The 23,953-nt window shown below is 64.5% G+C and carries 18 protein-coding genes, 1 tRNA gene and 1 pseudogene; 14 read left to right on the forward strand and 6 right to left on the reverse strand.

All coding sequences use genetic code 11. The features are described from left to right. Positions 1 to 8 precede the first annotated feature (8 nt). From tssC to DT057_RS13935, 13 genes are all read left to right on the forward strand, one after another. Positions 9 to 1,592 carry a type VI secretion system contractile sheath large subunit gene (tssC, locus tag DT057_RS13875; protein ID WP_162501401.1) on the forward strand — a complete coding sequence of 528 codons (1,584 nt, stop codon included), beginning with the start codon at positions 9 to 11 and terminating at the stop codon, positions 1,590 to 1,592. Continuing rightward, positions 1,589 to 2,392 (forward strand): type VI secretion system accessory protein TagJ, encoded by an 804-nt coding sequence (locus DT057_RS13880; protein ID WP_128562694.1) that lies wholly within the window; start codon positions 1,589 to 1,591, stop codon positions 2,390 to 2,392. The genes tssC and DT057_RS13880 overlap by 4 nt, the downstream gene beginning before the upstream one ends. Positions 2,393 to 2,418: 26 nt before the next feature. Beyond that, entirely contained in the window at positions 2,419 to 2,844 is a 426-nt protein-coding gene (gene tssE / locus DT057_RS13885; protein WP_203236274.1) for a type VI secretion system baseplate subunit TssE, read from the forward strand. After that, positions 2,841 to 4,670, forward strand: a complete 1,830-nt coding sequence (gene tssF, locus DT057_RS13890) for a type VI secretion system baseplate subunit TssF (RefSeq protein ID WP_128562696.1) — start codon at positions 2,841 to 2,843, stop codon at positions 4,668 to 4,670. The genes tssE and tssF overlap by 4 nt, the downstream gene beginning before the upstream one ends. Continuing rightward, complete coding sequence (gene tssG / locus DT057_RS13895) at positions 4,634 to 5,698, forward strand: type VI secretion system baseplate subunit TssG (RefSeq protein WP_128562697.1); 1,065 nt, start codon at positions 4,634 to 4,636, stop codon at positions 5,696 to 5,698. Before tssF ends, tssG begins: the two co-directional genes overlap by 37 nt. An 11-nt stretch (positions 5,699 to 5,709) precedes the next feature. Continuing rightward, complete coding sequence (locus DT057_RS13900) at positions 5,710 to 7,263, forward strand: class I SAM-dependent methyltransferase (protein ID WP_128562698.1); 1,554 nt, start codon at positions 5,710 to 5,712, stop codon at positions 7,261 to 7,263. 374 nt (positions 7,264 to 7,637) lie between these two features. After that, positions 7,638 to 8,114 (forward strand): Hcp family type VI secretion system effector, encoded by a 477-nt coding sequence (locus DT057_RS13905; RefSeq protein WP_128562699.1) that lies wholly within the window; start codon positions 7,638 to 7,640, stop codon positions 8,112 to 8,114. 668 nt (positions 8,115 to 8,782) lie between these two features. Further along, the gene (locus tag DT057_RS13910; protein ID WP_128562700.1) at positions 8,783 to 10,648 is read left to right on the forward strand and encodes a hypothetical protein; all 1,866 of its coding nucleotides are present in this window, start codon (positions 8,783 to 8,785) and stop codon (positions 10,646 to 10,648) included. Positions 10,649 to 10,743: 95 nt separating this feature from the next. Next, positions 10,744 to 12,699, forward strand: a complete 1,956-nt coding sequence (locus DT057_RS13915; RefSeq protein ID WP_128562701.1) for a type VI secretion system Vgr family protein — start codon at positions 10,744 to 10,746, stop codon at positions 12,697 to 12,699. Next, positions 12,699 to 13,298, forward strand: coding sequence for a DUF6931 family protein (locus DT057_RS13920; RefSeq protein ID WP_128562702.1), 600 nt, complete (start codon positions 12,699 to 12,701; stop codon positions 13,296 to 13,298). Before DT057_RS13915 ends, DT057_RS13920 begins: the two co-directional genes overlap by 1 nt. Beyond that, positions 13,295 to 14,458, forward strand: coding sequence for an FHA domain-containing protein (locus tag DT057_RS13925; protein WP_162501402.1), 1,164 nt, complete (start codon positions 13,295 to 13,297; stop codon positions 14,456 to 14,458). The genes DT057_RS13920 and DT057_RS13925 overlap by 4 nt, the downstream gene beginning before the upstream one ends. Further along, entirely contained in the window at positions 14,455 to 15,789 is a 1,335-nt protein-coding gene (gene tssK / locus DT057_RS13930; protein WP_128562704.1) for a type VI secretion system baseplate subunit TssK, read from the forward strand. The genes DT057_RS13925 and tssK overlap by 4 nt, the downstream gene beginning before the upstream one ends. Positions 15,790 to 15,802: 13 nt before the next feature. Next, positions 15,803 to 16,564 carry a tyrosine-protein kinase family protein gene (locus DT057_RS13935; RefSeq protein ID WP_162501403.1) on the forward strand — a complete coding sequence of 254 codons (762 nt, stop codon included), beginning with the start codon at positions 15,803 to 15,805 and terminating at the stop codon, positions 16,562 to 16,564. Positions 16,565 to 16,583: 19 nt separating this feature from the next. Here the strand turns inward: DT057_RS13935 and DT057_RS13940 are convergent, their stop codons facing one another. Both DT057_RS13940 and tssJ read right to left on the reverse strand, forming a co-directional pair. Then, positions 16,584 to 17,726, reverse strand: coding sequence for a serine/threonine-protein kinase (locus DT057_RS13940; protein WP_162501404.1), 1,143 nt, complete (start codon positions 17,724 to 17,726; stop codon positions 16,584 to 16,586). 55 nt (positions 17,727 to 17,781) lie between these two features. Further along, on the reverse strand, positions 17,782 to 18,285 hold the full coding sequence (gene tssJ / locus DT057_RS13945; RefSeq protein ID WP_162501405.1) for a type VI secretion system lipoprotein TssJ: 504 nt from the start codon (positions 18,283 to 18,285) through the stop codon (positions 17,782 to 17,784). Between the two features lie 425 nt (positions 18,286 to 18,710). Here tssJ and DT057_RS13950 point away from each other — a divergent pair. Beyond that, a pseudogene (locus DT057_RS13950) lies at positions 18,711 to 19,399 on the forward strand (IS3 family transposase); the annotation flags it as partial. Between the two features lie 419 nt (positions 19,400 to 19,818). On the opposite strand, the gene DT057_RS13955 reads toward DT057_RS13950, so the two are convergent. The 4 genes from DT057_RS13955 to DT057_RS13970 all read right to left on the reverse strand — a co-directional run bounded on the left by DT057_RS13955 (position 19,819) and on the right by DT057_RS13970 (position 23,857). Continuing rightward, positions 19,819 to 21,468: a DUF6538 domain-containing protein gene (locus tag DT057_RS13955; RefSeq protein ID WP_128562708.1), complete on the reverse strand. Its 1,650-nt coding sequence runs from the start codon at positions 21,466 to 21,468 to the stop codon at positions 19,819 to 19,821. 84 nt (positions 21,469 to 21,552) lie between these two features. Beyond that, positions 21,553 to 21,628 (reverse strand) — tRNA-Phe (locus tag DT057_RS13960). A gap of 127 nt (positions 21,629 to 21,755) precedes the next feature. Then, complete coding sequence (locus DT057_RS13965; RefSeq protein WP_203236275.1) at positions 21,756 to 22,925, reverse strand: FAD-dependent oxidoreductase; 1,170 nt, start codon at positions 22,923 to 22,925, stop codon at positions 21,756 to 21,758. Next, positions 22,922 to 23,857: a radical SAM protein gene (locus tag DT057_RS13970; RefSeq protein ID WP_244937379.1), complete on the reverse strand. Its 936-nt coding sequence runs from the start codon at positions 23,855 to 23,857 to the stop codon at positions 22,922 to 22,924. The genes DT057_RS13965 and DT057_RS13970 overlap by 4 nt, the downstream gene beginning before the upstream one ends. Between the last annotated feature and the right edge of the window lie 96 nt (positions 23,858 to 23,953).

Here is a 23,953-nt window from a genome sequence, read left to right on the forward strand (position 1 = left end):
GGACGTCCGTGTCGATCCCAGCCCAGGCGTCAGCCAGCGCGCCCGCGCAGCCAGCAGCCCTCCTGAGGGAGGCGGCTCCCGAGCGCGAGGCTCCGGCTCTGAGGCGGCAGGCGGTCGACATGGCGCTCGGTCGACAATCCTCGGACCGGCTCGACCACTTTCTCGCCGCCACCGATCCGGCCGCGGCCCTGCTCGCCTGGTTCGGGGACGACTTGGCGGACCTTCCGCCTGGGTCGGTCCGCGGCGCCATCGATCGCGAGATCGCGATTTTGGACGAAATGCTCACGGATCAGCTCAACGCGATCCTGCATCATCCCCGCTTCCTCGCGCTGGAGGCATCGTGGCGCGGCCTCGCGTACCTGTGCCGCTGCGTCGGCTCTGCTCCCGCCGTTAAGGTCAAAGCGCTCAATGCGAGTTGGACCGAGATCGCCCGTGATTTCGAGCATGCTGCTGACGTTGAGCAGAGCGCGCTGTTCGACAAGGTATACAACCAAGAGTTTGGGATGCCCGGCGGCCAGCCCTTCGGTGTGCTGTTGTGCGACTACGAGGTGCGCCACCGCCCAGTGCCGTCGCACCCCATCGACGATGTCGCAGCGCTGGCGAGCCTAGCGGGAGTCGCAGCGGCGGCCTTCGCTCCAGCGGTGCTGAGCGCTTCGCCGCACCTCCTCGGCCTCGACGATTTCGCCGACCTCGACCGCCTCCACGGACTCTCCCAGCTCTTCCGCAGCATCGAATACCACCGCTACGAGCGCCTGCGTCAGCAGGAGGACACCCGCTTCCTCGCCTTGGTCCTGCCACGCATCCTGATGCGGCCGCCCTACGATGACGTATCGATGCCGTTCCGCTACCGCGAGGACCGCTGCGGCCTTGGGCCCGAGGCTCTGTGCTGGGGCAGCGCTGTCTACGCCTTTGGCGAGGTGCTGGTCCGCGCCTTCGACCGGCACGGCTGGTTCGCCGATATCTGCGGAGCCCGCCAAGACGAAATCGATCACGGCCTTGTCACTGGGGTGCCGGCGCCCTCGACCGAACCTGACGCGCCCGAGGTAGTCCAGCGGTTAGGCTGCGAGGTCGTGATCCCGGCTCATGTCGAGTACGACCTTTGGCAGCTCGGGTTGATGAACCTGAATGCCTGCAAGGACACGCCCTACCTCGTCTTCCGTTCCGGTGTGTCGATCCGGGCGACGCCGCCGGCCGCCCCTTCCCCAGCCGTGGTCAACGCCCGGATCTCGGCGATGCTGCGCTACATGCTGTGCGTGTCGCGCTTTGCCCATTACGTGAAGGTCCAGGTGCGCGATCGCGTCGGCAGCTACGCCACAGCGCAGGCCTGCGAGAGTGCCCTCCAGCAATGGCTACATTCCTATAGCATCGGCAACGACGACGCCGCGCCCGAGGTCAAGGCCCGCTACCCCCTGCGCGAGGCACGGGTCGAGGTGCGGGAGATTCCCGGCCGGCCTGGCACCTATGCCTGCATCATGCACCTGCGGCCGCATTTCCAGCTCGACCAGATCTCGACCACATTCAAGCTGGTCACCGACATGTCCCTCACCGGCCGTGCTCCATTGGGCCTGCCGAGCTTCGCGAGCCGATTATGACCGAATCCGCGATCCATTTGTTCGAGGCCGGACGCCTGCGGGAGGCGCTCGCGGCGGCCACCAATCGGGTCAGAGCCGCCCCAGGTGATATCGGTCTGCGCAGCGAACTCGCCGAGTTCCTGTGCCTCTCCGGGGAGTTGGAGCGGGCCGAGCGCCAGTTCGACGCCATCGCGGCCCAGGCGCCGATGACAGCGCCGCGGGTAACCGAGTTGCGCCAGTTTGTGCGCGCCGGCCTCGCCCGCGACGAAGTCTGGCGCGACGGGCGCGCACCCGAGTTGCTCGGTCCAGCGCCCGACCATCTCCGCCTGCGCCTAGAGGCCTTGATCCACCTGCGAGAGGGTGATGCGGAGCGGGCAGCGGCCCGCGTCGGCGAGGCCGAGGCTGCGCGACCGGCGGTGGCCGGCACCCGGGACGGCCGGCCCTTCGACGATTGGCGCGACATGGACGACCTAATTGGCGGCGTGCTTGAGGTGATGAGCCCGACCGGCAAGTATTTTTGGGTAGCGTTGGAGCAAGTGAACGAGGCTGTGGTCGAGCCGCCGCGTCGTCCCATTGACGCCGGCTGGTGCACCATGGAGCTGTCGGTGAAGGACGGTCCGACCGGACGGGTCGTGGTGCCGGCGATCTACCCGGTGGATCCCAACGAGGGGGTCGACGACGGTGCGAGGCTAGGCCGCGAGACCAATTGGATCGAGCGCCCCGGCGGCTGGGTCAGCGGTCGCGGCCTGCGCTGCTTCCTCGTCGGCGAGGAGAGTGTCGCGATCCGCGACCTCGGAACGCTGTCGTTCGAGGGACTATGATGGCCTCTGCGGGCCGGGCCATCCGGTTGTCGATCCTCGACCGACTACTCGATCCCGAGGAGAGCGCGCTCACAGCCCTACGCAACGGCCTGCGTCGCGACCTCGAGGATCTGCTGAACACCAACCCGCGGGTGCGCCGCTGGCCTTCCTACTTGAGCGAGCTCGACCACTCACTGCTTTCCTACGGCATCATGGACCTCGCCACCGCCAATCTTGCGACTGAGCAGCGCCGCGCCGCGGTGGTTGCGGTAATCGGCGAGATCGTGCGGGAATGGGAGCCGCGGCTCGCCAACCTCACGGCGGTCGCGCTGCCCAACGCCGATCCCACCGACCGGTCGCTGCGCATCCGCATCGAGGCGGAGATCATGATCGAGCCTGCACCCGAGCCAATGGTGTTCGACACCGTGATCGACCCTCTCACCAACACCGTGTCCCTGGCGAGCGCGCGATGAGCGACGAGCTGCTGGACTACTACAATCGCGAGCTCGACTTTCTGCGCCGGATGGCGCAGGACTTCGCGACCGAGCATCCTCGTATCGCTGGGCACCTGCGGCTCAGCGGCGATGCGATGGACGATCCTCACGTTGCCCGACTCATGCAGGGTGTGGCTTTTCTCAATGCCCGCACCGCGCGCAAGCTCGACGACGAGTTCCCTGAACTCGTGGACACCCTGCTGGAGGTGCTCTACCCGCACTACCTTGCCCCAGTCCCGTCGATGTCGGTGGTGCGGTTCAGTCCCTCGGCCGAGATGACTGGGCCGCACCGAATCCCGGCCGGCAGCATGCTCGAGACTGAGGCCGTCGACGGCGAGGATTGCCGCTTCCGCACCTGCTACCCGGTTACGCTCTGGCCGATCGAGCTGACCGATGCCACCATGCTGGGCCAGCCGCTCGCGGCACCGCCTAATTCGGACGCTGAGGGGGCGAGCGCCGCGCTCAGCTTGACGCTGCACTGCCTGCCGGACGGCATGACCTTCTCGGAGCTGCAGCCGGACCGTCTGCGCTTTTACCTGCGCGGTCCGGTGTCTCAGGTCTACGCCTTGCAGCAGATGATCCTGAACGACACCATCTCGGTGGCGCTGGCTGACAGCGCTACCGATCCCCGCCCGGTGATCCTGCCACCGAGCGCCTTGTCGGCGGTGGGTTTTGCGCCGGAGGAGGCGCTGCTGCCCTATCCGGCGCGCTCACAGCACGCCTACCGCATACTCACCGAATTCTTCGTCTTTCCTGAGAAGTTCCTGTTCTTCGACGTGGAGGTCCTACAGAAGGTGCTGGCGTCGGCCGGCCGCGAGCTGCGCATCTTCCTATATTTCCGCAAGCGCGACGCCAGCCTCGAACGGGCGGTGACGAAGAGCTTGTTTGCCCTCGGCTGCACGCCTGTCGTCAATTTGTTTCCCCAGCGGGCTGAGCCAATCCTGATGGCGGCCAATCGCTTCGAGCACAAGGTGATCCCCGATTGCCGGCGCGAGGACGTGATGGAGGTTCATTCCATCCTCGGCATGTTCGTCACCGATGCGGCCGGCCAGCAGCGGGAGGTGTTGCCGTTCTACGCCAACCGCCGCGGCGTGGACGGACCCGGTCTGTTCTGGCACGGGGCGCGCCGGCCGGCGCCGGGGCGCAGGGGAGGGACCGACTTGTTCCTCACCTTCACTGGTGGCGACCTGGCCGGCGCGAGTTCGGAGCACGCCGAATGGGCGGTGACGCTCGAAACACTCTGCTGCAACCGAGACCTGCCAACCCGCCTTCCCTACGGCGGTGGCCATCCACGGCTGAGCCTGACCGACGGATCAAGCGCGGTCGCAGGCATCGACTGCGTGGTACCGCCAACGATGCCGCTGCACGGCCGGCTGTCCGGCAGCCATCGCTGGAGCCTGCTTTGCCACCTGAGCCTCAATCACTTGTCGCTGACCGGCGAGCGTGGCCTAGAGGCGTTGAAGGACATCCTGCGCCTCTACGACTTCCGCAACTCGGCTGAGACTTTGCGGCAGATCGATGGCCTAGTTGGCCTCACCGCCCAGCGCGGCACTGCGCGGGCCCCTACCCGGCCGGAGGATCCGCCGTGGGCAGACGCTCTCTGCCGCGGCATCGACGTCGGGCTGACCTTCGATCCGGCGCATTTCGTTGGCGGCAGCCTGTTCCTGTTCGCGATGGTGCTCGACCACTTCCTGACGCTCTACGCGAGCATAAATTCCTTCACCCGCCTTACCGCGACCGTGCGGGGGCAACCGGGGATCTTGCGCGCATGGCCAGCCCGCGTCGGCGACCGACAGGTACTCTGATTGCGCGCCTAACCGGCGCGCCGCATGCCTTCGACTTCGTTCAGGCGCTCCGCCTGATCGAGGCCCAAGACGGCCTCGACGACGATCGTCACAGTACATCCGGAGCCGCCCGGGCGGATGCTGCGAGGCCGACCGCGCGCTTCGTGACCGAGACGCGCCTGCGCTACCCGCACGCGACCCTGACGGCGGCGCGCCTCGAAGGCGCGGCGCTGCGTGTCACAGTGTCGGGTTTTGGTTTGCTCGGCCCAATTGGGGTGCTGCCATACAGCTACACATCGATCGTCGCCGACAGTCTACACGCCAATAATCCGGGGCTGAAGGCGTTCGTCGACCTATTCCAGCACCGGGCGGTCACGCTGTTCTACGGCGCGGCGAGCAAGTACCGCATCGTCATAAGCTACGACCGCATGCGTCGTGGCGGACCGGACCGTTTTGGCGACGCCCTCGCGCACCTGATCGGTCTCGGCCTTCCATGCCTACGCGGCCGGCTCGCAGTGCCGGACGAGACCATCCTGCACTTCGCCGGGCTGTTCGCCAGCAAGGCCCGCACCGTGGCGGGGCTCGAAACCATCCTTGCCGACGCCCTCGCGGCGCCGGTCCAGGTCGTTCCGCTGGTCGGCCGCTGGCTCGCAGTCACGGAGAGCGAGCAGACCCGCATCGGGGACGAGGGCCGGCGTGCCCAGGGCCAGCACGGCGTGCTCGGGTCGAGCGCCATGGTGGGGAGTCGCACCTGGAGTGTGCAGAGCAACTTCCGCGTCGTGGTTGGACCGGTTGACGCCGAGCGGATTGCGTTGCTTCTGCCGGGCGGGCGCGACGCCGGCATGGTCGCCGATCTCGTCGGCCTCTACAGCGGCCTCGAATACGAGGTCGACCTCAACCTCGTGATCGAGGCCGCCGCGGTGCCACGGGCCCGGCTTGCCCCCGCCAGCGACGAGGACGGCGATGTCCGGCTCGGATACACCTCGTGGCTCCTAGCCGCGGAAAGTCCGATTGACCGCGATGACGCGGTCTTCGCCCTGGCAACCTAGGAAAACTGCGCATGTCACTTTGGTCCGACGGCTACGTCAGCGACGTCGCGTATCTCCCAGGTCTCTACCTGGAGCAGACACCCGGGCACTTGCTGCTGGCCTGCCTCGTCAACGGCATCGAGCCGCCGGACTGCGGCGACAATTTCCGCTATTGTGAGCTCGGCTGTGGCCAGGGGGTCACCGCGGCGGTGATCGCCGCCGCCAACCCGCGCGCCCGGGTGGTGGCGATGGATTTCAATCCGGCTCATGTCGCTCGGGCTCGCCGTGTCGCGACGGAGGCCGGATTGACCAACGTAGAGTTCCTCGAACTCAGCTTCGCAGACCTCGCCGGAGAGCCGGCCCTTCGCGACTTCGACATGGTGTCAGCGCACGGGGTCTGGTCGTGGATCGCCCATAGGGACCGGCTCGACATCGCCAAGTTCCTCGGTCGGGCGGTCAAACCCGGCGGGCTCGCGGCGATCAGCTATAACGCGATGCCGGGCTGGACAGCGATGATCCCTCTGCAGCGGCTGCTGCTGGAGCAGGCCCGTCTCGGCCACGGCCGCAGCGACCAGCGGGTGCTCCAGGGACTCACCTTCGTCCGGCGGATGCAGGAGGCCGGCTCCGGCGTGCTCGGCGATGGAGCGCTGCTCGACAAGCTACTCGCCAAGGGCGGCAAGGCCGCAGGCGACGACCGGGCGGTCTACCTCGCCCACGAGTACCTCAATGAGAATTGGCAGCCGCTCTATCACGCCGACACAGCCCGGCTGCTCGCAAACGCCAAGCTGACATATGCCGGCTCGTCAACCCTGACCGACAATTTTCCCGATCTGCAGCTCAAGCCGGCGCAGCGCGCGCTCCTGGCCGAGGTGCCGGCCGGACCTCAGCGGGAGACGATGAAGGACTTCCTGTCGTCCCGGCCGTTCCGCCGCGACGTGTTCGTGCGCGGCGCGCGAACGATGCCTGACAGCGAACGCGACGGCCATCTCGCCAGAATCGGTCTCGCGCTGAGTGTGCCGCGTCCCGAGGTGCGGCTTGAACTCGACGTTCCAGCCGGCAAGGCGCAGCTGCCGGATCACCATTACCGGCCGATCCTTGATGCTCTCGCCGAACGCCCGCACACGCTGCTCGAGCTCGCTGGCCTGCCGGCCTTACGCGACCTCGCGGGCGCACCGTCCATGGTCGAGATCGCCGGCATTCTGGTCGGGACTGGACAAGCCCTGCCTTTGCCCTGGGGCCTCGACGTCGCCGTCGCACCGGCGGCACGGGCCTATAACCGTGCCGCGGTGGAGCCGGTCGTCGACCGCCACGCCGCGACCGCCTCGCTGGCAGCACCCGGCTCCGGTTCCGGTGTGACCCTTACCACCCTGGAGGCCCTGATATACGCCGCACTGGCCGACGGCGTGCCGGCCGAACGTGGCGCCCTGCTTGCGCATCTCGAGGGTAGCCTGACGACGGGCGCGCTGATGGGCGAAGACGGCCGGCTAATCGACGGGCCGGACGAGCTGCGCCGCCACTTCAGGGAGGGCGTCGCGTGGTGCCTCGCACACCGCCTGCCACTATGGCGCCGACTCGCGATCCTATGAGAGAGCCAGATGCGAACCCTGACCGGGCCAGTACCCGACGTGACTTCACAAGAATCAGATCCGGCCTCGGGTCGGACCTCACGAGAGACTGAAGAGAATGAATCCATAGACCAGCGCAGGACAATCTAATCCGGGTTTTCATCTAAGCATGATTCTGGCGTCGAAGCGAGCACCGTTTCGGAGTTCGACGTTGCATGTCAACTAGGAGATTCGTGACGCTTCATAGACCGGGACCAGCGAGGAGAGTCTTTCAGGCAACATTAAATATATTTCATCAAGCTGACATCACTCGACCGCCGATTCCCCTATAAGCTGGCGGCCGTCAAGGTTGGCACCGGCAAAGGGCCGGGACATCGCGCGAACGGAGGCGACCCATGGCGATTTACGTGAACTACGACGGCATCCCAGGCGAGGCGACGCAGCAGGACCACACCAAGTGGATCGACGTAGTGTCGCTGTCCTGGGGCGTCGGTCGCGGAATCTCGACCGTGTCCGGCTCGACCAACAACCGCGAGGCGTCAGAGCCTTCGGTGAGCGAGGTCACGATTGTCAAGGCGTTCGACAGCTCCTCGCCCAAGCTGTTTACCGAGGCCTGCACCGGCAATGCCGGCAAGACGGTGAAGATCGACCTGACCACCACCGGCAGCCCGGGCGTAACTTACTGCACCTATACGCTGACCAATGCGCTGATCTCTTCCTACCAGGTCTCGACCGGAGGTGACCGCCCAACCGAGTCGATTTCAATTAGCTTCACCAAACTTGAGTTCAAATTCACACCCTACGACGATAAAAACAAGGCTGGAACTCCGGTCACCGTCTCGTACGATATGTCGACCACCAAATCTGGCTGACGCTAGCAGAAAGCGAATACTGGCTTTAGCGTGCAAGGTGTCAGCCGACGCTCTTTTCGCTCGCTAGCCTTCGGCCGGCGGTTCGCATCAAGCATCGCCGCCGGCTCTATCGAATGACCTAGCCTCGTCGGCGACAAGCACTTTTTTGTCAAAACACAGCGAGGATCCTGTTACCATCCTACCCTTCTGGAACGGGTCAGTTGCTCGAATTTGTTGGCGGTTGAATAAGTAGCGATGGCAGCATGAGGCACCACAGCGACTGGAGCACCGATAGTGATCGCCCTCGACGAACGCCCAGAAAGGACTATGCGGTATAACCGGGTTTATACCGCGCTAGGCATGATCTGCCTCCTGAGACCGACAGCCTCGAACGAGAGGACCGAACGTTTGAACAGGGCGGCATTCTAGGAGACGGCATCGACGCTGAATGTCTGTCGTTCAGGTGACCGGCACCGGCCGGGGGAGTCCGATACACTCAGATGTGGAGGGTGTTCTGTTAGTCCGGCGCCGACGACGCACAGCGGCAGGCATATGCGCCATCCGTGCTCCTGTTGCGATGGCAGTAGCCTCGACAGCAGAACCTGCATCAATCAAATCAATAAACGCCTCCAGCGGCGCACAATTTCCCGCGACGGCGCTCACTCAAGAGAGTTACTAGGGAGGCAGGTATGAATGGCAGCGATTTTAATGATCTTCTGCAACACGTCATGACTGAAGCCAAACGCAGAGCGGCCGACAAAGGGCAAGACTTGTCTGCCCGCATGTCCAAACCGAGGACCGATCTGCTGCAGCTTTATGGGCCTTTAGTCGATAAAGTCATGAAAAACAAGTCGGCAAACGAGGCTCAAAGAATTTACGACCTGTATCTAAAGGGTCCAGGCAATCTTAACAATGAGTTTTGGGCACTTATACGCCCTATCGTTGCCGAAATCAATGCGACGAGCATTCAGGCAACTAACGGTGGCACTACCTCACTGGCCTCGATCATCAGAAAATATGATAGCAGCTTCGACAACATGCAAGACGCGCTCAAGGAATTGAGTGTTGATCAAACGAGCCCGATCGCCTATTTCCTTATGGCAGCCGGCGACATTATGTTTATGTCGGCTTTGAGCCTGATACCCGTTGTTGGGCCCGCCGTGAGCGTCGCCATGTCCGCGACCGTTGCACAGATCGCTTCATCGGCCGCAGCGGCCGGTGCATCCGCTCTGGTCGGGGGCGTCAGCTCCGCCGTTACCAACACACCAAATTCATCGGCAGGGGTAGTCAGTTTGTGTTGCAGAGGCATCGCGGCACTTGAGGATGCCTATATGAACAACGTTCTCGCAAAAGGCGATTTAAGCGGCCCGTCTTTTGCCAAGATCGTTCAAGGCACAGAACAATCACAAAACCAAATCGCGGCTGGTGTTATTAAGACGAACATCGCAAGTTCTGATAAAAGCAAAATCGATTTGTTTGCAAGCCAAAGCTCGTCACTGATGCCGAGCTCCGACAATATCCTTAACAAACAAGACACGTTGGATAAGTTCAGAAAAAGATCGAAGACGATATTGGCCGATGCCTCTGCTTTACTTGACAAGTTGATAAATTCTGGCGTAAAGCAATCGTTTATATCGGATACGGTTAAGATTGATCTTCTACCGGAACATCAAAATAATGATAGCCTTAAAGCAGCACTTCTCATTATTGGGTACTACTTTGCTAAGGATTGGGACGGCGGCCGACGCGCGATGGCTGACGATGTACGCGGGCGTTTACAAGCAGGTCAGATGAGCAGCGAGCAAGCCAAGAAACTTTTCGCAATGGCAGACAGAGACGAGAGCGGCAACAGGCCGCGCGTGTTTGGCAGCATGGTTCCGACGAACAATAACATTGGATTAGCTGGACAAGCCGTATTTGATCAGGTAAAAACTTTTACTGGAAAGACCGATATTAAACAACTTGGATTTGATCCTTTTCATATCAAACCAGGCCAAAAGCGCGACTATGAGTCTCTCAGAAATTTCTCCGTTCACGCCATTTCGTACTTCAAGAATCTCAAAGCTGCCCTCGTCGCTGATTTTGATACAGTACTTAACAATACATATCCAGGAGGGACGATGTCTGATGTGGATTACAAGGAAATGTGGAGTATTTACATCGTATCGTCGCTGATTGTCAATGACGCTGTGCGCGACAACCGCTTCAAGATGCAAACCGGCTTTCGTGATTTCTTCCGGGGAGCCACGAAATCTGGAGGCGCTCCCACCGTTCCCGACAAGTACATCGAAGTTTTGGTCGCCGCCGGGTTCATCCATCGGTACAGTGCATTTCGGGTCAGCACGGCTGAGAAGCAACGGATGGCTGCTCTGAGAAAGCTGCGCTGGGAAAACAATCCCAGCAATGCGGAACGTGCGATGTTAATTGTATTCTGCATATTTGTTGTCTATACAGTTGATATTAGCCGTATCACACTTGGATTTTATAAGTGGAGCGATACGAAAATCAAATTAGGTGATATATGTACTACAATATCAGAATCGAGATACATATGATTGGTGAGCGCAAGAGATATTGATAGGGTAGTAAATAACTAAGAGCAACTCCCGCATCAAATCGTCCCCGGATTGCATAGAGCAGGTGAGTTTCATTGGCCACGCCCCCCGTCCAGACCGACCGCTTGCTCCAACTCATCACTCCCCTGGGCCAGGACGTGCTGATTCCCATCGCACTCAACGGCTCCGAAGGTCTCTCCGAGCTGTTCGCTTTCACGGTCGAGATGACTTCGACCAATGCCGGCATCACCGCCGACCAGCTTCTCGGCAAGAGCGCGACGCTGAAGATCCGGCGGCCGGACGCGGATCCACGGATTATCAACGGAATTATCGCCTCGTTCGCCGCGGCCGACCAGACTGTGGATGGGCTGCGGCGCTATCACATGGTCCTACGGCCCAAGCTGTGGCTTCTCACCCGTACCGCAGACTGCCGGATCTTCCAGAATCAGACTGTGCCGCAGATCGCCGACACCCTTCTCTCCGAGGCCGGCGTCACCGACACCAAAAAGCAGGGCCTGAACGGTTCGCATCCTTCGCGTGACTATTGCGTGCAGTACCGCGAGACCGATTTCGATTTCCTGGTTCGACTGTGGGCCGAGGAGGGCATCTACTACTACTTTCAGCATAGCGACGGCCAGCACACCCTCGTGCTAAGCGACAGCACTGCGGGCTATTGCGAGTGTATCGACAAGTCGGTGCAGCACGCGCCGCCGAGCGCCTCCGATACGATCGCTGTACAGACTTGGCGCGTCGCAGACCACTTCTCTTCGGGCAAGGTCACCCTGCGCGACTATAATTTCGAACAACCGACCACTGATCTCTCTGCCACCACTGCCACGGTGCTGAGCAACTCCGCCTTCAAGCAGTGGGAGCTGTTTGACTATCCGGGCGACTACACTCAGAAGGGCGATGGCACCACGCTGTCGCGCACCCGCATGGAGGAGGTCGAGGCCCGCTACGCGATCACTGAGGGCGAGGCGACCTATCGCGGCTTCATGCCTGGCGCCAAGATTACTATGGCCAAGCACGAGGTCGCCGTCGAGCAGGGCCAATCCTACGTGCTGGCTTGGGTGCACCACGAGGCCGAGGACCGCACCCATCTTGGCCGGCAGGCGGAGACGCCGCGCTACCGCAACACCTTCACGGCACTGCCCGCCGCCACGCCGTTCCGGCCGCCGCCGGTGACGCGCCGGCCGCTGATCTCGGGGCCGCAGACCGCGACCGTGGTCGGCCCCTCGGGCGAGGAGATCTATTGTGACAAATACGGCCGCATTCGGGTCCAGTTCCCGTGGGACCGGCTCGGCAAGAATGATGAGAACAGCTCGTGCTGGATCCGGGTTGGCCAGTGGATCGCCGGCGCGACCTGGGGCAGTCAGTTCGTGCCCCGGGTCGGCATGGAGGTGATCGTCGTCTTCCTCGAGGGCGACCCCGACCGTCCGCTCGTCGTAGGCACGGTCTACAACGGCCAGAACATGCCGCCCTATGTCTTGCCCGACAACAAGACCCAGAGTGGGATCAAGACCCGTTCCAGCAGCCAAGGCAGCGCCAGCACTTTCAACGAATTGCGCTTCGAGGATAAGAAGGGCAGCGAGCTGGTGTACATGCACGCGCAGAAGGACTTCACCCGCGAGGTGGTGAACGACGACACGCTCACTGTGCAACACGATCAGACGCTGACGATCAAGAACGATCGCACCGAGACGGTGCAGGAGGGTAACGAGAAGGTCACTGTCTCAAAGGGCAACCGCAGCCTTACAGTCTCGGCCGGCAACGACACCACCGAGGTCACCAGCGGGAACTACACCGTTAAGCTCGGGTCAGGAAATGCCTTGCACCAATGCGAAGCCGGCAGCATCACGCTGGAGGCGGCGCAATCTATAACCCTCAAGGTCGGCGAGAACACCATCGTGGTCAACCAGACCGGTATCACCCTCACGGCGATCCAAATCACTCTGAAGGCCGATGCAAAGATCCAAGCTAACGGCGCGATGGTGAACGTCGACGGGAGCGGCATGGTGCAGGTGACGGGCGGCCTCGTGACGATCAATTGATGTTCCGCATGGCTCCCGGATCCCTCCCAAAGCTGCGCTTCTCTTCGGCCGAAGAGCTCTGCACCGTGCTGGTGCCGGGCGAGGAGGCCGAGGCGTTGCTCAAGCCGCGCCTTGGCGCTGCCGACTTCCTCGCCGCTCTGGTGGCCGCCGGCCTGGTTGTCGATGCGATCCGTTATCTCGCGGTCGCCCTGCCGCGCCGGGAAGCGGTGTGGTGGGCCTGCGCCACCCGCCGCCGGATGCCAGTCGTCGAGACCGAGCCGGAACAGGCCGCCTGGCAAGCCGCCGAGGCCTGGGTCTACGAGCCCACCGAGCTGAACCGCCGAGCGACCTACGCCCATGCCGAGAGACTGCGGTTCGAAACCGCCGGCGCCTACGCGGCGCTCGGCGTGTTCTGGTCCGGCGGCAGCCTCGCGCCGCCGGAGTCCGCCCAGCACGTTCCGCCGGGAGACGGACTCACCGGCAGTGCGGTTGGCGCCTCGGTGATGCTGCGGTGCGTGCCCGGTGAGGCGAGAACTACCGCTGAGCGGCAGCGATTGGTGCTTGAGGCCGGCTTCGACATCGCGCGCGGCGGCAGCGGCCTAGCAGGCACCGCATCGTGATCCCGACGCTGCGCTTGACCGTCACCGAACCTGACGACATTCCAGCCCATGATCGGGTGCGCGCGGTTACCGGTACCCCGTTGCGCATTGGTCGCGACGGCGACAATGATTGGATCCTCGCCGACCCGGCGCGGCGGATGTCGCGCCACCATTGCACGATCGACTTCCAGGGTGGCGTCTACGTTGTCATCGACACCTCAGCCAACGGTGTCTTTCACAACGACGCATCCCAGCCGCTCGGCCGGGGTAACAGCCGCATCCTCAGCCACGGCGACGTGCTTCGGTTTGCCGGCGTGACGCTCGCGATCACGCTGATCGAGGACAGGGACGCTCGAGACGCGTTCAGCGCGGTGCTGCCGCCGCGTCGAGAAAACCCTCCCCTCCTGCCCGGCGGTCCGTCGCCCGATCCGCTCGATAACCTCCTCGCCCGGCCGCCGGCGCATTGGGGCGCCGACCCGCTGGACGACACCGCTTTGCCCGAGGCGCCGGAAGCAGGACTGCCGTTCGGGGCTGGTCCATTCTCGTCCTTATCGCTCGCAACCTCCGCCATCGACGGCCGCGCCATGTCCTGGACACAGGAAAGCCGTGCGGCCCCTGCACCGGCCTCCACTGCATGGTCGCGGCTCGGCCTCGGCGACCGGAGTGAGCCTGAGCATCAGGCTTTCGCTTCGTCACTGCCGGGTCAGACGGTGATCCCGGAGGATTGGGATTTAGACGCGCCGCCGGAGCCCCGCCCGGTTGTAGCTGCGGCGTCCGAGCCGGAGACGGACTCCGCATCGGTGATCCCCCCCGACTGGTCGGACGAGGCGCTGGAGCCGCCGAGGCCCGTCACCGCGCGGCTTGCACCTCCCGGCCCTGTGCATGGAGACGAAGCCCTTCTGCTCGCCCTGGTCACAGCCTTGGCGCGCATTGAGCGTGCACTGCTCGGACCCGACGTCGGCCTGATGCAGGGCCCGGCCGAGACGGTGTTGCACCGGCTGCGCGCAACCGAGTTAGGACTCGCCAACCGGGCCATCGTGCTGATCGCGGAGCGGGCAGCGGAGCGGATCGATGCCCTATCCCAACGCCCCGCCCCCGCGGCGTTCCCTTCCCACGACCAGACGTCGGGCCAGCAGGCCGCCGGCGCCAGGGCCCTATCGCTGCCGGGAGACGAGGAATGAGCACCACCGGCAAGGTCGTCTGGTCCGAGGGCATGTTTCTCCGGCCCCAGCACTTCCAGCAGCAGGATCGCTATGCCGAGCGCCTCGTGCGCCAGCGTGCCGAGGGCCTAACGCCATTTCCCTGGGGGTTGCGGCACCTGAGCCTCAACCGGGCGCTGCTCGACCTCGGCAAGTTCTCGCTAGAGCGTTGCGGCGGGGTGTTCGAGGATGGCACGCCGTTCGACGTGCCGTTCGACCTCTCGCACCCGGCCCCGCTCGACCTCGCGGTTGGCCTAACTGACACCATGGTCTACCTCTGCCTACCGGTGCAGCATCCGGGCGCGGCCGAGATCGAGGTCGGCAGCGCCTTCGCGTCCTCGGCTCGCTATGCCGGCGGCGACATCGAGGTCGTCGACGCGATCAGCGGCTCGAATGCCAGCGCCCGCATCCGCACGGCGAGCCTGCGACTTAGCCTGATGCTGGAGAGCGCCGACCGCAGCGGCTTTCATAGTCTCGGTCTCGCCCGCATCGCCGAAGTTGGCGCTGACAAGCGGGCGCGGCTCGACCCTGCCTACATCCCGCCGGTGATGGCGATGGCCGCCTCTGACACGCTGACCGGCTTCGTTGGCGAGGTACTGGCGATGCTACACCACCGCGGCGAGGCACTGGCCCCTCGAGTGAGCGGCGCGGCAAATCACGGCGTTGCTGAGGTCGCAGATTTCCTGCTGCTTCAAGTCGTCAACCGGGCTGAACCACTGCTCGCCCACCTTGCTCGGCTGCCGTCGTTGCACCCGGAGCGGCTCTACGCCACATTCCTCGACCTCGCAGGCGACCTCGCGACCTTCACTGCCCTGCGCAAGCGCCCAGACGAGTTCGTCGCCTACCAGCACGACGACTTGGAGCACGTCTTCGCCGGAGTGATGCTGGCTCTGCGGCGCTCCTTGAGCGCCGTGATTGAGCAATCTGCGGTTCAAATCCCGCTGCAGGATCGCAAGTACGGTATCCGCGTCGGAGTAATCCCTGACAAGACCCTACTGACAAATTCAGGCTTCGTGCTGGTGGTCAAGGCAGCGATGCCAGAGGAAACAATCCGGCGATCGCTACCCGCTCTGATTAAGATCGGTCCGGTCGAGCAGATCCGCGAGCTGGTGAACGTGCAGCTCCCCGGCATCTCGGTGCAGCCACTGTCGGTGGCGCCGCGCCAACTTCCCTACCATGCGGGCGCAGTTTACTTCGAGCTTAAGCCCGATAGCCCGCTCTGGGCGGGCCTTTCAACCTCAGGCGGTGTTGCGGTCCACCTATCAGGAGACTTCCCGGATACACGGATGGAGTTGTGGGCTATTCGTCGCTGACCTCCTTCGCGCTGTGCCGCTCATCGTCACCGTCCATAGCCATCGCGGCGGAGTGGGCACTACCACGCTTGCTAGCCATCTCGCGGCGCACTTGGCGCTCGGCGGTCGGCGGGTGGGCCTCGCTGACTGCTGCCTGCGGGCGCCAGACTTGCACGCGCATTTTGGAATCGACGCAGCAGCCTGCCTGAATGACTATCTCTGGCACCGAACCGGGATCGCCGGAGTCACACTAGATCTCGGTGGAATTTTCGCTGCCCCGTTGCCGGAGAAGGGCGGGTTGTACCTATTGCCAGCCAGCCCAGCGCCGGCGGAAATCGCCCGCCTCCTGAACGAGGGGCTGGATGCTAGTAGGCTGGCCCGAGGCTTGTGCCACGCAGCCGAGGCTTTGGCTCTCGACCTGCTCATCCTCGATGCGCCGGCTGGATTCGGCGAGGAAGCGCTGCTGGCAGCGGCCCTCGCCGACTGCCTACTCGTGCTGCTGCACGCGGAGCCACGGCGTCGCGCTGGTACCGATCTCACGCTGCTGGAAAGGCTCGGACCGGCCCAGATGCTGATCGTCCTCAACCAAGCTGCGCCTTGGCTCGACGCCGAAGCACTCGCCGACGAAGCGGCAGTCTCATGCCGCCGGTCGGTTGCCGCGGTCTTGCCCCGCTGCGAGACACTAGGGCCGCCAGGCCAAGGCCCAGCATCGGGCGAGCCATTGTCCCGGGCCGCGTTCACGGCCGGCCTAAGCCGGATTAAAAGGCTGCTCGAGGAAGGCTGGGTGGAGACTTGACGGCTGCCAAACCTACAGCTCAAGCGAAGCAGATCATGGCTTGAACCTCGCGCGCATCGACCGGCCGCACGGCCGGATCGAATGACAGAGCACGGGCTACGATCGTGTTCGCGTCCGACGATAATCCGTCAATCCTGGACGGAACAAGTCCCCGCCGCATCGCCTCAACAGCATCAACGCGATCGAAAGGATGTCGGCCGGCTAAGAACAAATGTATCAGACAGCCCAGGGCATAAACATCGTCGCGCAGAGACCGGGATTGACCGGACAGCCGCTCAGGGCTTGCATAGGCAGGGGTGACGGCCCGCTCAATAGCGTCGTCAGCACTGGTCTCCGAAAGGACTGCAGCGATGCCGAAATCCAGGATCTTAAGCTGACCATTAGTGCAGATGAACAGGTTCGAGGGTTTTAGATCTGCGTGAATTACGCCCTGCTGGTGTGCAGCGGCGAGGCCGGCGAGAAAATGAGTGAGATTAGTACGAGCCAATGCACTACCGGCGAAGTCCAAATGGCGGAGCAACATGACATCAAGCGAGTAGCCAACAAGGTTCTCCATCACTATGAAAGTGTCGGCGCCTTCGCGATCAAAATCGTGGACCCCGACGATATTGGGATGCCTGAGCGCCTGAGTGTGGCGCGCTTCCGCCTCTAAAGCCCGCATCGCTGTCCTGTCGCCTACCCAGCGCGGGGCAAGCAATTTGATCGCGACGTAGGGCGAGATGCTGTCGAGCTCTTGGCGGCGGCGATCTACGGCGCGGTAGACCACGCCCATCCCGCCATGCCCAATTTCGGCATCGAGCACGAAGCGGTTACGTAACACCTGCCCGATCCGCCCCTCTGCGTATGCAGGACGGAATTCAGGGGACTGTCGCAAGGTCCGGAGACGTGCGACCAGACAATCAATTTCCGCAGCGTCGACGCGGCTACCGGGCAAACGCTCACTGGATGTAGAGGCAGGCACCGACGCTTGGACCGCATCATGTAATAGGCAGGCAATCCTATAGGGTAGCCGACGGTCATCGATGGCCCGTTGCAGGGCTAGTATCGTTGCTGCAGCCCCGACCTGTGCTCCCTCGCCCTGTCGCAAGGCAATCACGGCGTCAGCGAAGGAGAGACGGCCGGAGCCGAAGTGGTCGATTATGTGATCGACAAGCGAGCGCATGAGACCACTCTCCCCAAGCATGACAGTTCGCGAGGAGAATCAGGACGACTACCCATCAGAGCGGCCAAGCTTTGGGCTCCGTCTGAACAGTTAACGTTACTGCGACATCAGTTGCTACTATAGTTGCAGTATTAATGTCGGCGTACTTAATCGGAGCCACGCCTCGCCATTGCGCCATGTCGAGCTGACGGAAGCCGGCCACCACTGCTACGACCGAGGCCTCGGCGGGTACCGTGGCGGTGAACCCGTCTTTGGCAGAAGGTGGCAATAGAAACTCGTGCTTGCTCAGCAAGTCAGTCCCGAGGACAGCAGCATCGTTGTCATAAAGGGACTGAGCATCACTCTGAAGAAACTTGGTGTCGGCTCTTAGGGTGTAGACTCGCAGCAACAGCGGCGATGGCACGCCCGTGAGCGACGGATTGACGTTGGCCGCAGTGCCGATCCGCACGATAAGCTTAGTCTCCTTCGGCGGCAGCAACGTTGCGCAGCCACTGAGCATCGACAGTCCAGCGAGCAGGAATCTCCGTCGGCTGAAGGCGGTTTCACGAAGCCCTGGCACTCCCATCGATATCCCACGTTCCAGTGTCACAGCTTCACCTTTTTTTATCCTGCCCGCCGCGAATCAATGTTCGATCTATCAAAACAACAAACGGATGAGAGAAACTTAACAAACGCAGCGAATATACGGCTGCCGAGCGTTTTCGCAATCGATGTAGGCAAGGTCTGGGGTGGAGAGGATCTGCCCTCGCGTCGATGTCGGGTTGAAAAATTTGTGTAGGGTCGGTTGGAGTTGACCAGGCTTGTGGTTCATGATCTACGCAAGTTCTCGGGCGGTGACAGCTTGGTTGACGAAGGCTCGGGGCGGCAATCCACCTGGGCCCGTGTGGGGTCGATCTTCGTTGTCACGTCACCTCCATTCTCCTCCGTCCCACGATTGCTTGAGACACCCCGTAGCGGACGGTCTCCGCGACAGGGGTGAGGAAGATGACGACTAACACGAGGGCTGGTGCAGACGTGGCCGGTCTGGGCCGCGGCGGACGGATGTCCCGGCAACGCAAGCGCGATGCGGTGCTGCGGCTACTGCGCGGTGAGGAATTGGAGACTGTCTCGCGCAGCCTGGGCGTGACCGCCGCGACCCTGTTGGGCTGGCACGACGCCTTCCTGGCGGCAGGTGGGGCGAGCTTGGCGACCCGGCCCACCGATGGCGAGGCGCTGGAGAGCGGGCGGTTGAAGGCCAAGCTCGGTGAGATGCTGCGCGAGCGCGAGTTGCTGGCGGCCAAGATCGCGGCTCTAGAGGCGCGCGGCCCCGGCCCTTTGGCCCGCAGGAGGTCGCGGCCATGAGCCAGGCCGCCTCGCCGTCCAGCGGCACAGCTTACCGGCTGGCCCGGGTGTGCCGGATCTGGCGCGTGTCGCGCGCCACCGTCCACCGGCATCTCTCACCCGCCCGGTCCGAACCGTCGCGGCGTCCCGGCCCAGCCGGGCCGATGCCGGATGCGGCACTGCTGGAGGCGATCCGCGCCACCCTCACCGGCAGCCCCTTCCACGGCGAGGGTCACCGCAAGGTCTGGGCGCGCCTGCGTCACAAGGGCGTGCGCACCTCCAAGCACCGCGTGCTGCGCCTGATGCGCGACCATGATCTGCTCGCCCCCTCGCGCGTCGGCGCGCCGCGCGGCGCTTGGCCAACTGGTCAGAGCATTCCTTGGCGTTCCAGCCTATACCGATCAGGAATGTTGGGCGTGTTGTTGGGTGAAGGCCCGCACCAGCCGATTTTCTCATATCTCACATGGGTTTAGGAAAATCGCTGGCGGAGACGGAGGGCTTCGAACCCTCGAGGGCTCCTTAGACATGCCCCTGTCAGGCCAGTTTCGACACATCTACGCTCCCTGAATAGGAATCTTCTCCAACTCGCAGCGCCGCCCAGCACACCTCCACCTTGTCGCGAGCTCGGCCGTGATGCTGCTTGGCTCGACTTTTGCCGTACGCGCTAAAACCTATGCGGACCCACTCACGATAGCAATCGAAAAAAATCCCCTCTAGTAATTGAGCCGCAATTTCGGGTTATACTCGGAATGAGACTCGTTAAAATTTGACATCAGACTACAATTCTCGGCAATTGAATAATCGCATCCGCCCGAGCCTTCAACGGCACGGTGCCATAACGCTCTCCAACGCTGCGCGGCGACCATCCGCAAATGGCATCTATAACGTTTCCCGATATCCCAGCGTCGGTTGCTACAGAGCGAAAGCGATGACGCCAAGCATGGTTGGGGCTAACGTTTGGATCATCCACTTGCTCGCGCGCAAATTCGGCCAGCCGGTTCTTCACAGCCTGAAGCCGTCCAGATACATTTCCATCATCATCAGGCACCAGGAACAGGCGCTCCTCACGGACACCCTCCACGAATTGGGGAAAGCCGAGTTCGACGAGTTGCGGATGTAGAGGCACCTCACGGGCCTGCTTCGTCTTCACCGTTCCAGCCTCCGGTGTGATCCGTAGCACCCACACGCCGTCGGGATGGCCTTCCACCTTGGCCTTGCGAACATCATGCTTCCGGAGTTGCACGAGTTCACCGACCCTCGCACCCGTGAAGGCCATGAGCCAGGGAATCCACCGCTTGGCCGCGTAGGTCTGTGGTCGCTCGCCTCCGCGTTTGTGGTTCAAAGCTGCTCGCAAAAGCTTAGCCGCCTCCTCGTGCGTAAAATCGGGACTTCGGGTTCGGACACGGGCAACCTTCTGCACTGTCACTTCCGAAGCGGGGTTCTCCGGCAGGCGTCGGTTCGCCACCGCCCAGCCAAACACCGCCTTCAGGCCTGCCAAGTCGCTGTTCTTCACTGTGGTTGGGGAAATCGGCTTCCCGTTCCGCTTCACGCTGGCGAGCCGGTGATCCTTGAAGGCAATCACGTCCTCAGCCGTCACCTTCGTCGCATCGTCGTGTTTCAGGAATTCGCTCAGGGCTCGCACCGTGCCCGAGTACGACTCATAGGTGGAGCGTGCTCGGCCGGCCTTCTGCGCCTCCTGCCACCACGCCTCGACGAGGCCCGTGAGTGTGATCCTGCTCGAGGTTGGCCGACGGGCAGGCGCGGATGCAGCTGAAGGCGCGGCATCCGGCTCAGGCTCACCACGCACGAGAGCCGCAAGCGTGAGGCTGGCTCGCTGCACCTGAGCCGCGATGGCTTTAGCAAGCTTGAGCTTACTGGCTTCATCGGTCTCGATGTCATGTACAAACAGGAGAGTCTCGGCTTGGTCTACACACCAAGCCTCCAGCTCGCTCACCCTTTCCCATTGTACGAGATTGAGAACGCTCCGGACGGTGGTTTTGCCATCCTCTCGAATCTCGAGTCGCGGCGTGTGAACCGCCCAGAGATGCTCATACAGGTCGGTTGGCCAAAAGCGTTGCTGGCTCGGATTCTCGCGGTGCCGATTGAGCCAGTTGGCATAGATCCAAGCAGCGCGCTCATGCGCCTCACGCTCGCTCAAGCTACGCGGCGCTGGCGGCGCTTCCGGTTCTAAGGGTACGTCTTGGTTGCGGCCAAGCCCCGCGCGTAGGTGCGCCCACCGCCGCTCCAGCTCGGCCAGCGCAACAGCGTGCAGCCGCTTGGCTTCAATCGGATCCTTAGTCCCGAGGCTACGCTTCTCCTCGCGCTTGCCGACAAGGAGGCGCAAATCGAGCGGCACCCCCCGTCGGAGGTGATAAACGCCGGTCTTGGGATGCTTGAAGGGCCGCGTCGTCATCAGCGCCATTGTACCACCCGTTTGTACCACTCGGGCAGTCTAAGTCACTGATTTCGCTGATGCGCTTTGCGGCTCAACCACTTAGAGGGTTGATGGTGCCCAGGGACGGAATCGAACCGCCGACACTGCGATTTTCAGTCGCATGCTCTACCAACTGAGCTACCTGGGCGCGCCGGGCTGCGGGGCAGCGGCGTTGGGCGGGGGTATAGTCAGGGTGGGGCCGGCTGTCCAGCCACCTCCTGCGGGTTCGCGTCGCCAAACGCGGACCGGGCGGCGGCAGGGCGGCGGGCGGGGGATCAGGCCTCGGGGGCGGAGCGGCGGCGCGGCGGCAGGGTGCTGTAGCGGGCCATGAAGCGGGCGTCGACGTGCTGCTTCCAGCGCCAGACCCAGGCGCCCTCGACCACGAGCCCGCTGCGGGCGCCGAGCGCGCGGCCGTCGCCGGTGCCGATCAGGACGAGCGCCCCGCGCTGCGGCCGGTAGCGCCGGAGCGGCCGGCCGGCGAGGCGGCGGGCGATGTTGTCGGCGAGGACCGGGCCCTGGCGGACGGCGTGGACGCCCGCCTTCGGCACCGGCCGGCCCGCGAAGGCGGCGCAGTCGCCCGCCGCGAAGACGTCGTCGCGGCCCCACGCCCGCAGGTGCGCGTCGACCCCGACGAAACCCTCCGGATCGAGGAGGAGCCCCGTCCGCGCGAGCCAGGACGGGGCGGCGGCCCGCGTGGCCCACACGACCTCGTCGGCCGGCAGGACGCCGCCCTGCGCCAGGATCAGGCGTCCGGACTCCACGGCCGCCACCGGCGCGCCGGTCGCGACCGCGATGCCGCGGGCCTCCAGGATGGCGAGGAGGCGGCGGCGCAGGCCGTCCGGGCCGCCCGGCAGGACCTCGGACGCGCCGGAGACCAGCGTGAAGGCGAGGTCCGCCGCCGGCATCTCCCCGCGCAGGCGCCGCTCGAGGGCGAGCAACAGCTCGACCCCGCCGGCGCCCGCCCCCACCACCGCGAGGGCGCCGCCGCCCCGGGCGCGGACGCGCGCCAGCAGGGCGTCGAGGCCCGACAGGAACCCGTCGACGGGCTTGACCGCGAGCGCGTGCGCGGCGGCGCCCGGGACGGCGTTCGGCGCCGAGCCCACGTCGAGGGAGACGAGGTCGTAGGGCACCGGGGGACCGCCGGCGCGCAGGAGCATGCGGCCCGCCGGATCGAGGCCCGTGGCGATGTCCTCGATCAGGCGCGCGCCGGCGAAGCGGGCGAGCGGGACGGTCGCGATGTGCGCCTGCGCGAAGCCGTAGCGGCCCTCGACGAGGCCGGGCAGCATGCCGGAATACGGGGTGTGGCGCGCGCGGGTGACGAGGGTCAGCCGCACCCCCGGGACCGGCCGCAGGCCGAAGCGCCGCAGCACCTCGACGTGGGCGTGGCCGGCGCCGACCAGCACCACGTCCCTCGGCCCGGGGCCCTCGCGCCGCCGCAGGCTCACGCCCGGCTGCAGGCCGCCCCGCCGAGCACGCAGAACTGCGCGCAGTGCGGGTGGTTGAGGGCGACCGGGCCGGCCGCCTCGGCCAGGGTCGCCCCGAGCTCGAATTGCGGGTCGTAGGCGAGGAGCGTGCAGGCGAGCACCGCCGGGCGCGCCGCGCCGCGCCGCTTCACCACCATCCGGGACGAGGCGCACATCATCGCGTCGGGCGAGCGGCCGAGGAGGCCCCAGCAGGCCTCGGTGATCTCCGGCACGTCGCGCCCCGCCTCCATCTCGGGGAAGAGCACCAGCGCGTCGGGGTCGTCGGCCGCGACGGGCAGGCCGTGGGCGGCGAAGAGCCCGGCGAAGCCGGCCCGGACGACGCCCTCGGGCTCGCCCGAGAACAGGCGGCCGGCGACCGAGACCGGGATGCCGGCCCGGGCGAGCGCGACCAGCCCGTCGAGGGCCGGCTGCCAGCTGCGCGGGCCGCGCTCGAGCTCGTGCAGGTCCGGCGCGTAGTGGTCGAGGGAGACGCGGACGGAGAGGCGCCCCGGGAAGCGGTCGTGGAGGCGGGCCAGCGCCGGCAGGCGGCGCTGCATCGGCCGCATGGCGTTCGTCAGGACGAGGGCGGGCAGCCCGCGGGCGAGGACGTCCTCCAGCATCGCCGGGACCTCGCGGTTCAGGAACGGCTCCCCGCCGGTGAAGCCGATCTGGCGCACGGGCAGGCGGTCGGCCGCGATCTCGTCGAGGTAGGCCCGGACCTCGGCGGCGGAGATGAAGGCGAGGCGGTCGTTGCGCGGCGTCGACTCGATGTAGCAGGTCGCGCAGGCGAGGTTGCACAGCGTGCCGGTATTGATCCAGAGCGTGCGCAAGGCCCCGAGGGCCACGCGGGCCCGCCGCTCGCCGGACGCGGTCGCGGCCGGGTCGCGGAACTTGCGGCGGTCGAGGGGCGCCACCGCCGCGGGCGCGGGCCAGCCGGGAGCCTCCTCGGGCGCGTCCCGGCGCCAGAGCAGGCCGCCGGGCGCGAACGGCCGGCCGGCGCGCCCGGCCTC

The organism is Methylobacterium crusticola (genome assembly GCF_003574465.1).
Lineage (GTDB): Bacteria > Pseudomonadota > Alphaproteobacteria > Rhizobiales > Beijerinckiaceae > Methylobacterium > Methylobacterium crusticola.

Bases quoted from the DNA above. Each gene is read 5' to 3' on its own strand.
- DT057_RS13880 (WP_128562694.1), top strand. From the start codon at position 1,589: ATGACCGAATCCGCGATCCATTTGTTCGAGGCCGGACGCCTGCGGGAG.
- DT057_RS13920 (WP_128562702.1), top strand. From the start codon at position 12,699: ATGTTCCGCATGGCTCCCGGATCCCTCCCAAAGCTGCGCTTCTCTTCG.
- DT057_RS13905 (WP_128562699.1), top strand. From the start codon at position 7,638: ATGGCGATTTACGTGAACTACGACGGCATCCCAGGCGAGGCGACGCAG.
- DT057_RS13940 (WP_162501404.1), bottom strand. From the start codon at position 17,726: ATGCGCTCGCTTGTCGATCACATAATCGACCACTTCGGCTCCGGCCGT.
- DT057_RS13900 (WP_128562698.1), top strand. From the start codon at position 5,710: ATGTCACTTTGGTCCGACGGCTACGTCAGCGACGTCGCGTATCTCCCA.
- tssG (WP_128562697.1), top strand. From the start codon at position 4,634: ATGGCCAGCCCGCGTCGGCGACCGACAGGTACTCTGATTGCGCGCCTA.
- DT057_RS13910 (WP_128562700.1), top strand. From the start codon at position 8,783: ATGAATGGCAGCGATTTTAATGATCTTCTGCAACACGTCATGACTGAA.
- DT057_RS13955 (WP_128562708.1), bottom strand. From the start codon at position 21,468: ATGGCGCTGATGACGACGCGGCCCTTCAAGCATCCCAAGACCGGCGTT.
- tssF (WP_128562696.1), top strand. From the start codon at position 2,841: ATGAGCGACGAGCTGCTGGACTACTACAATCGCGAGCTCGACTTTCTG.
- tssK (WP_128562704.1), top strand. From the start codon at position 14,455: ATGAGCACCACCGGCAAGGTCGTCTGGTCCGAGGGCATGTTTCTCCGG.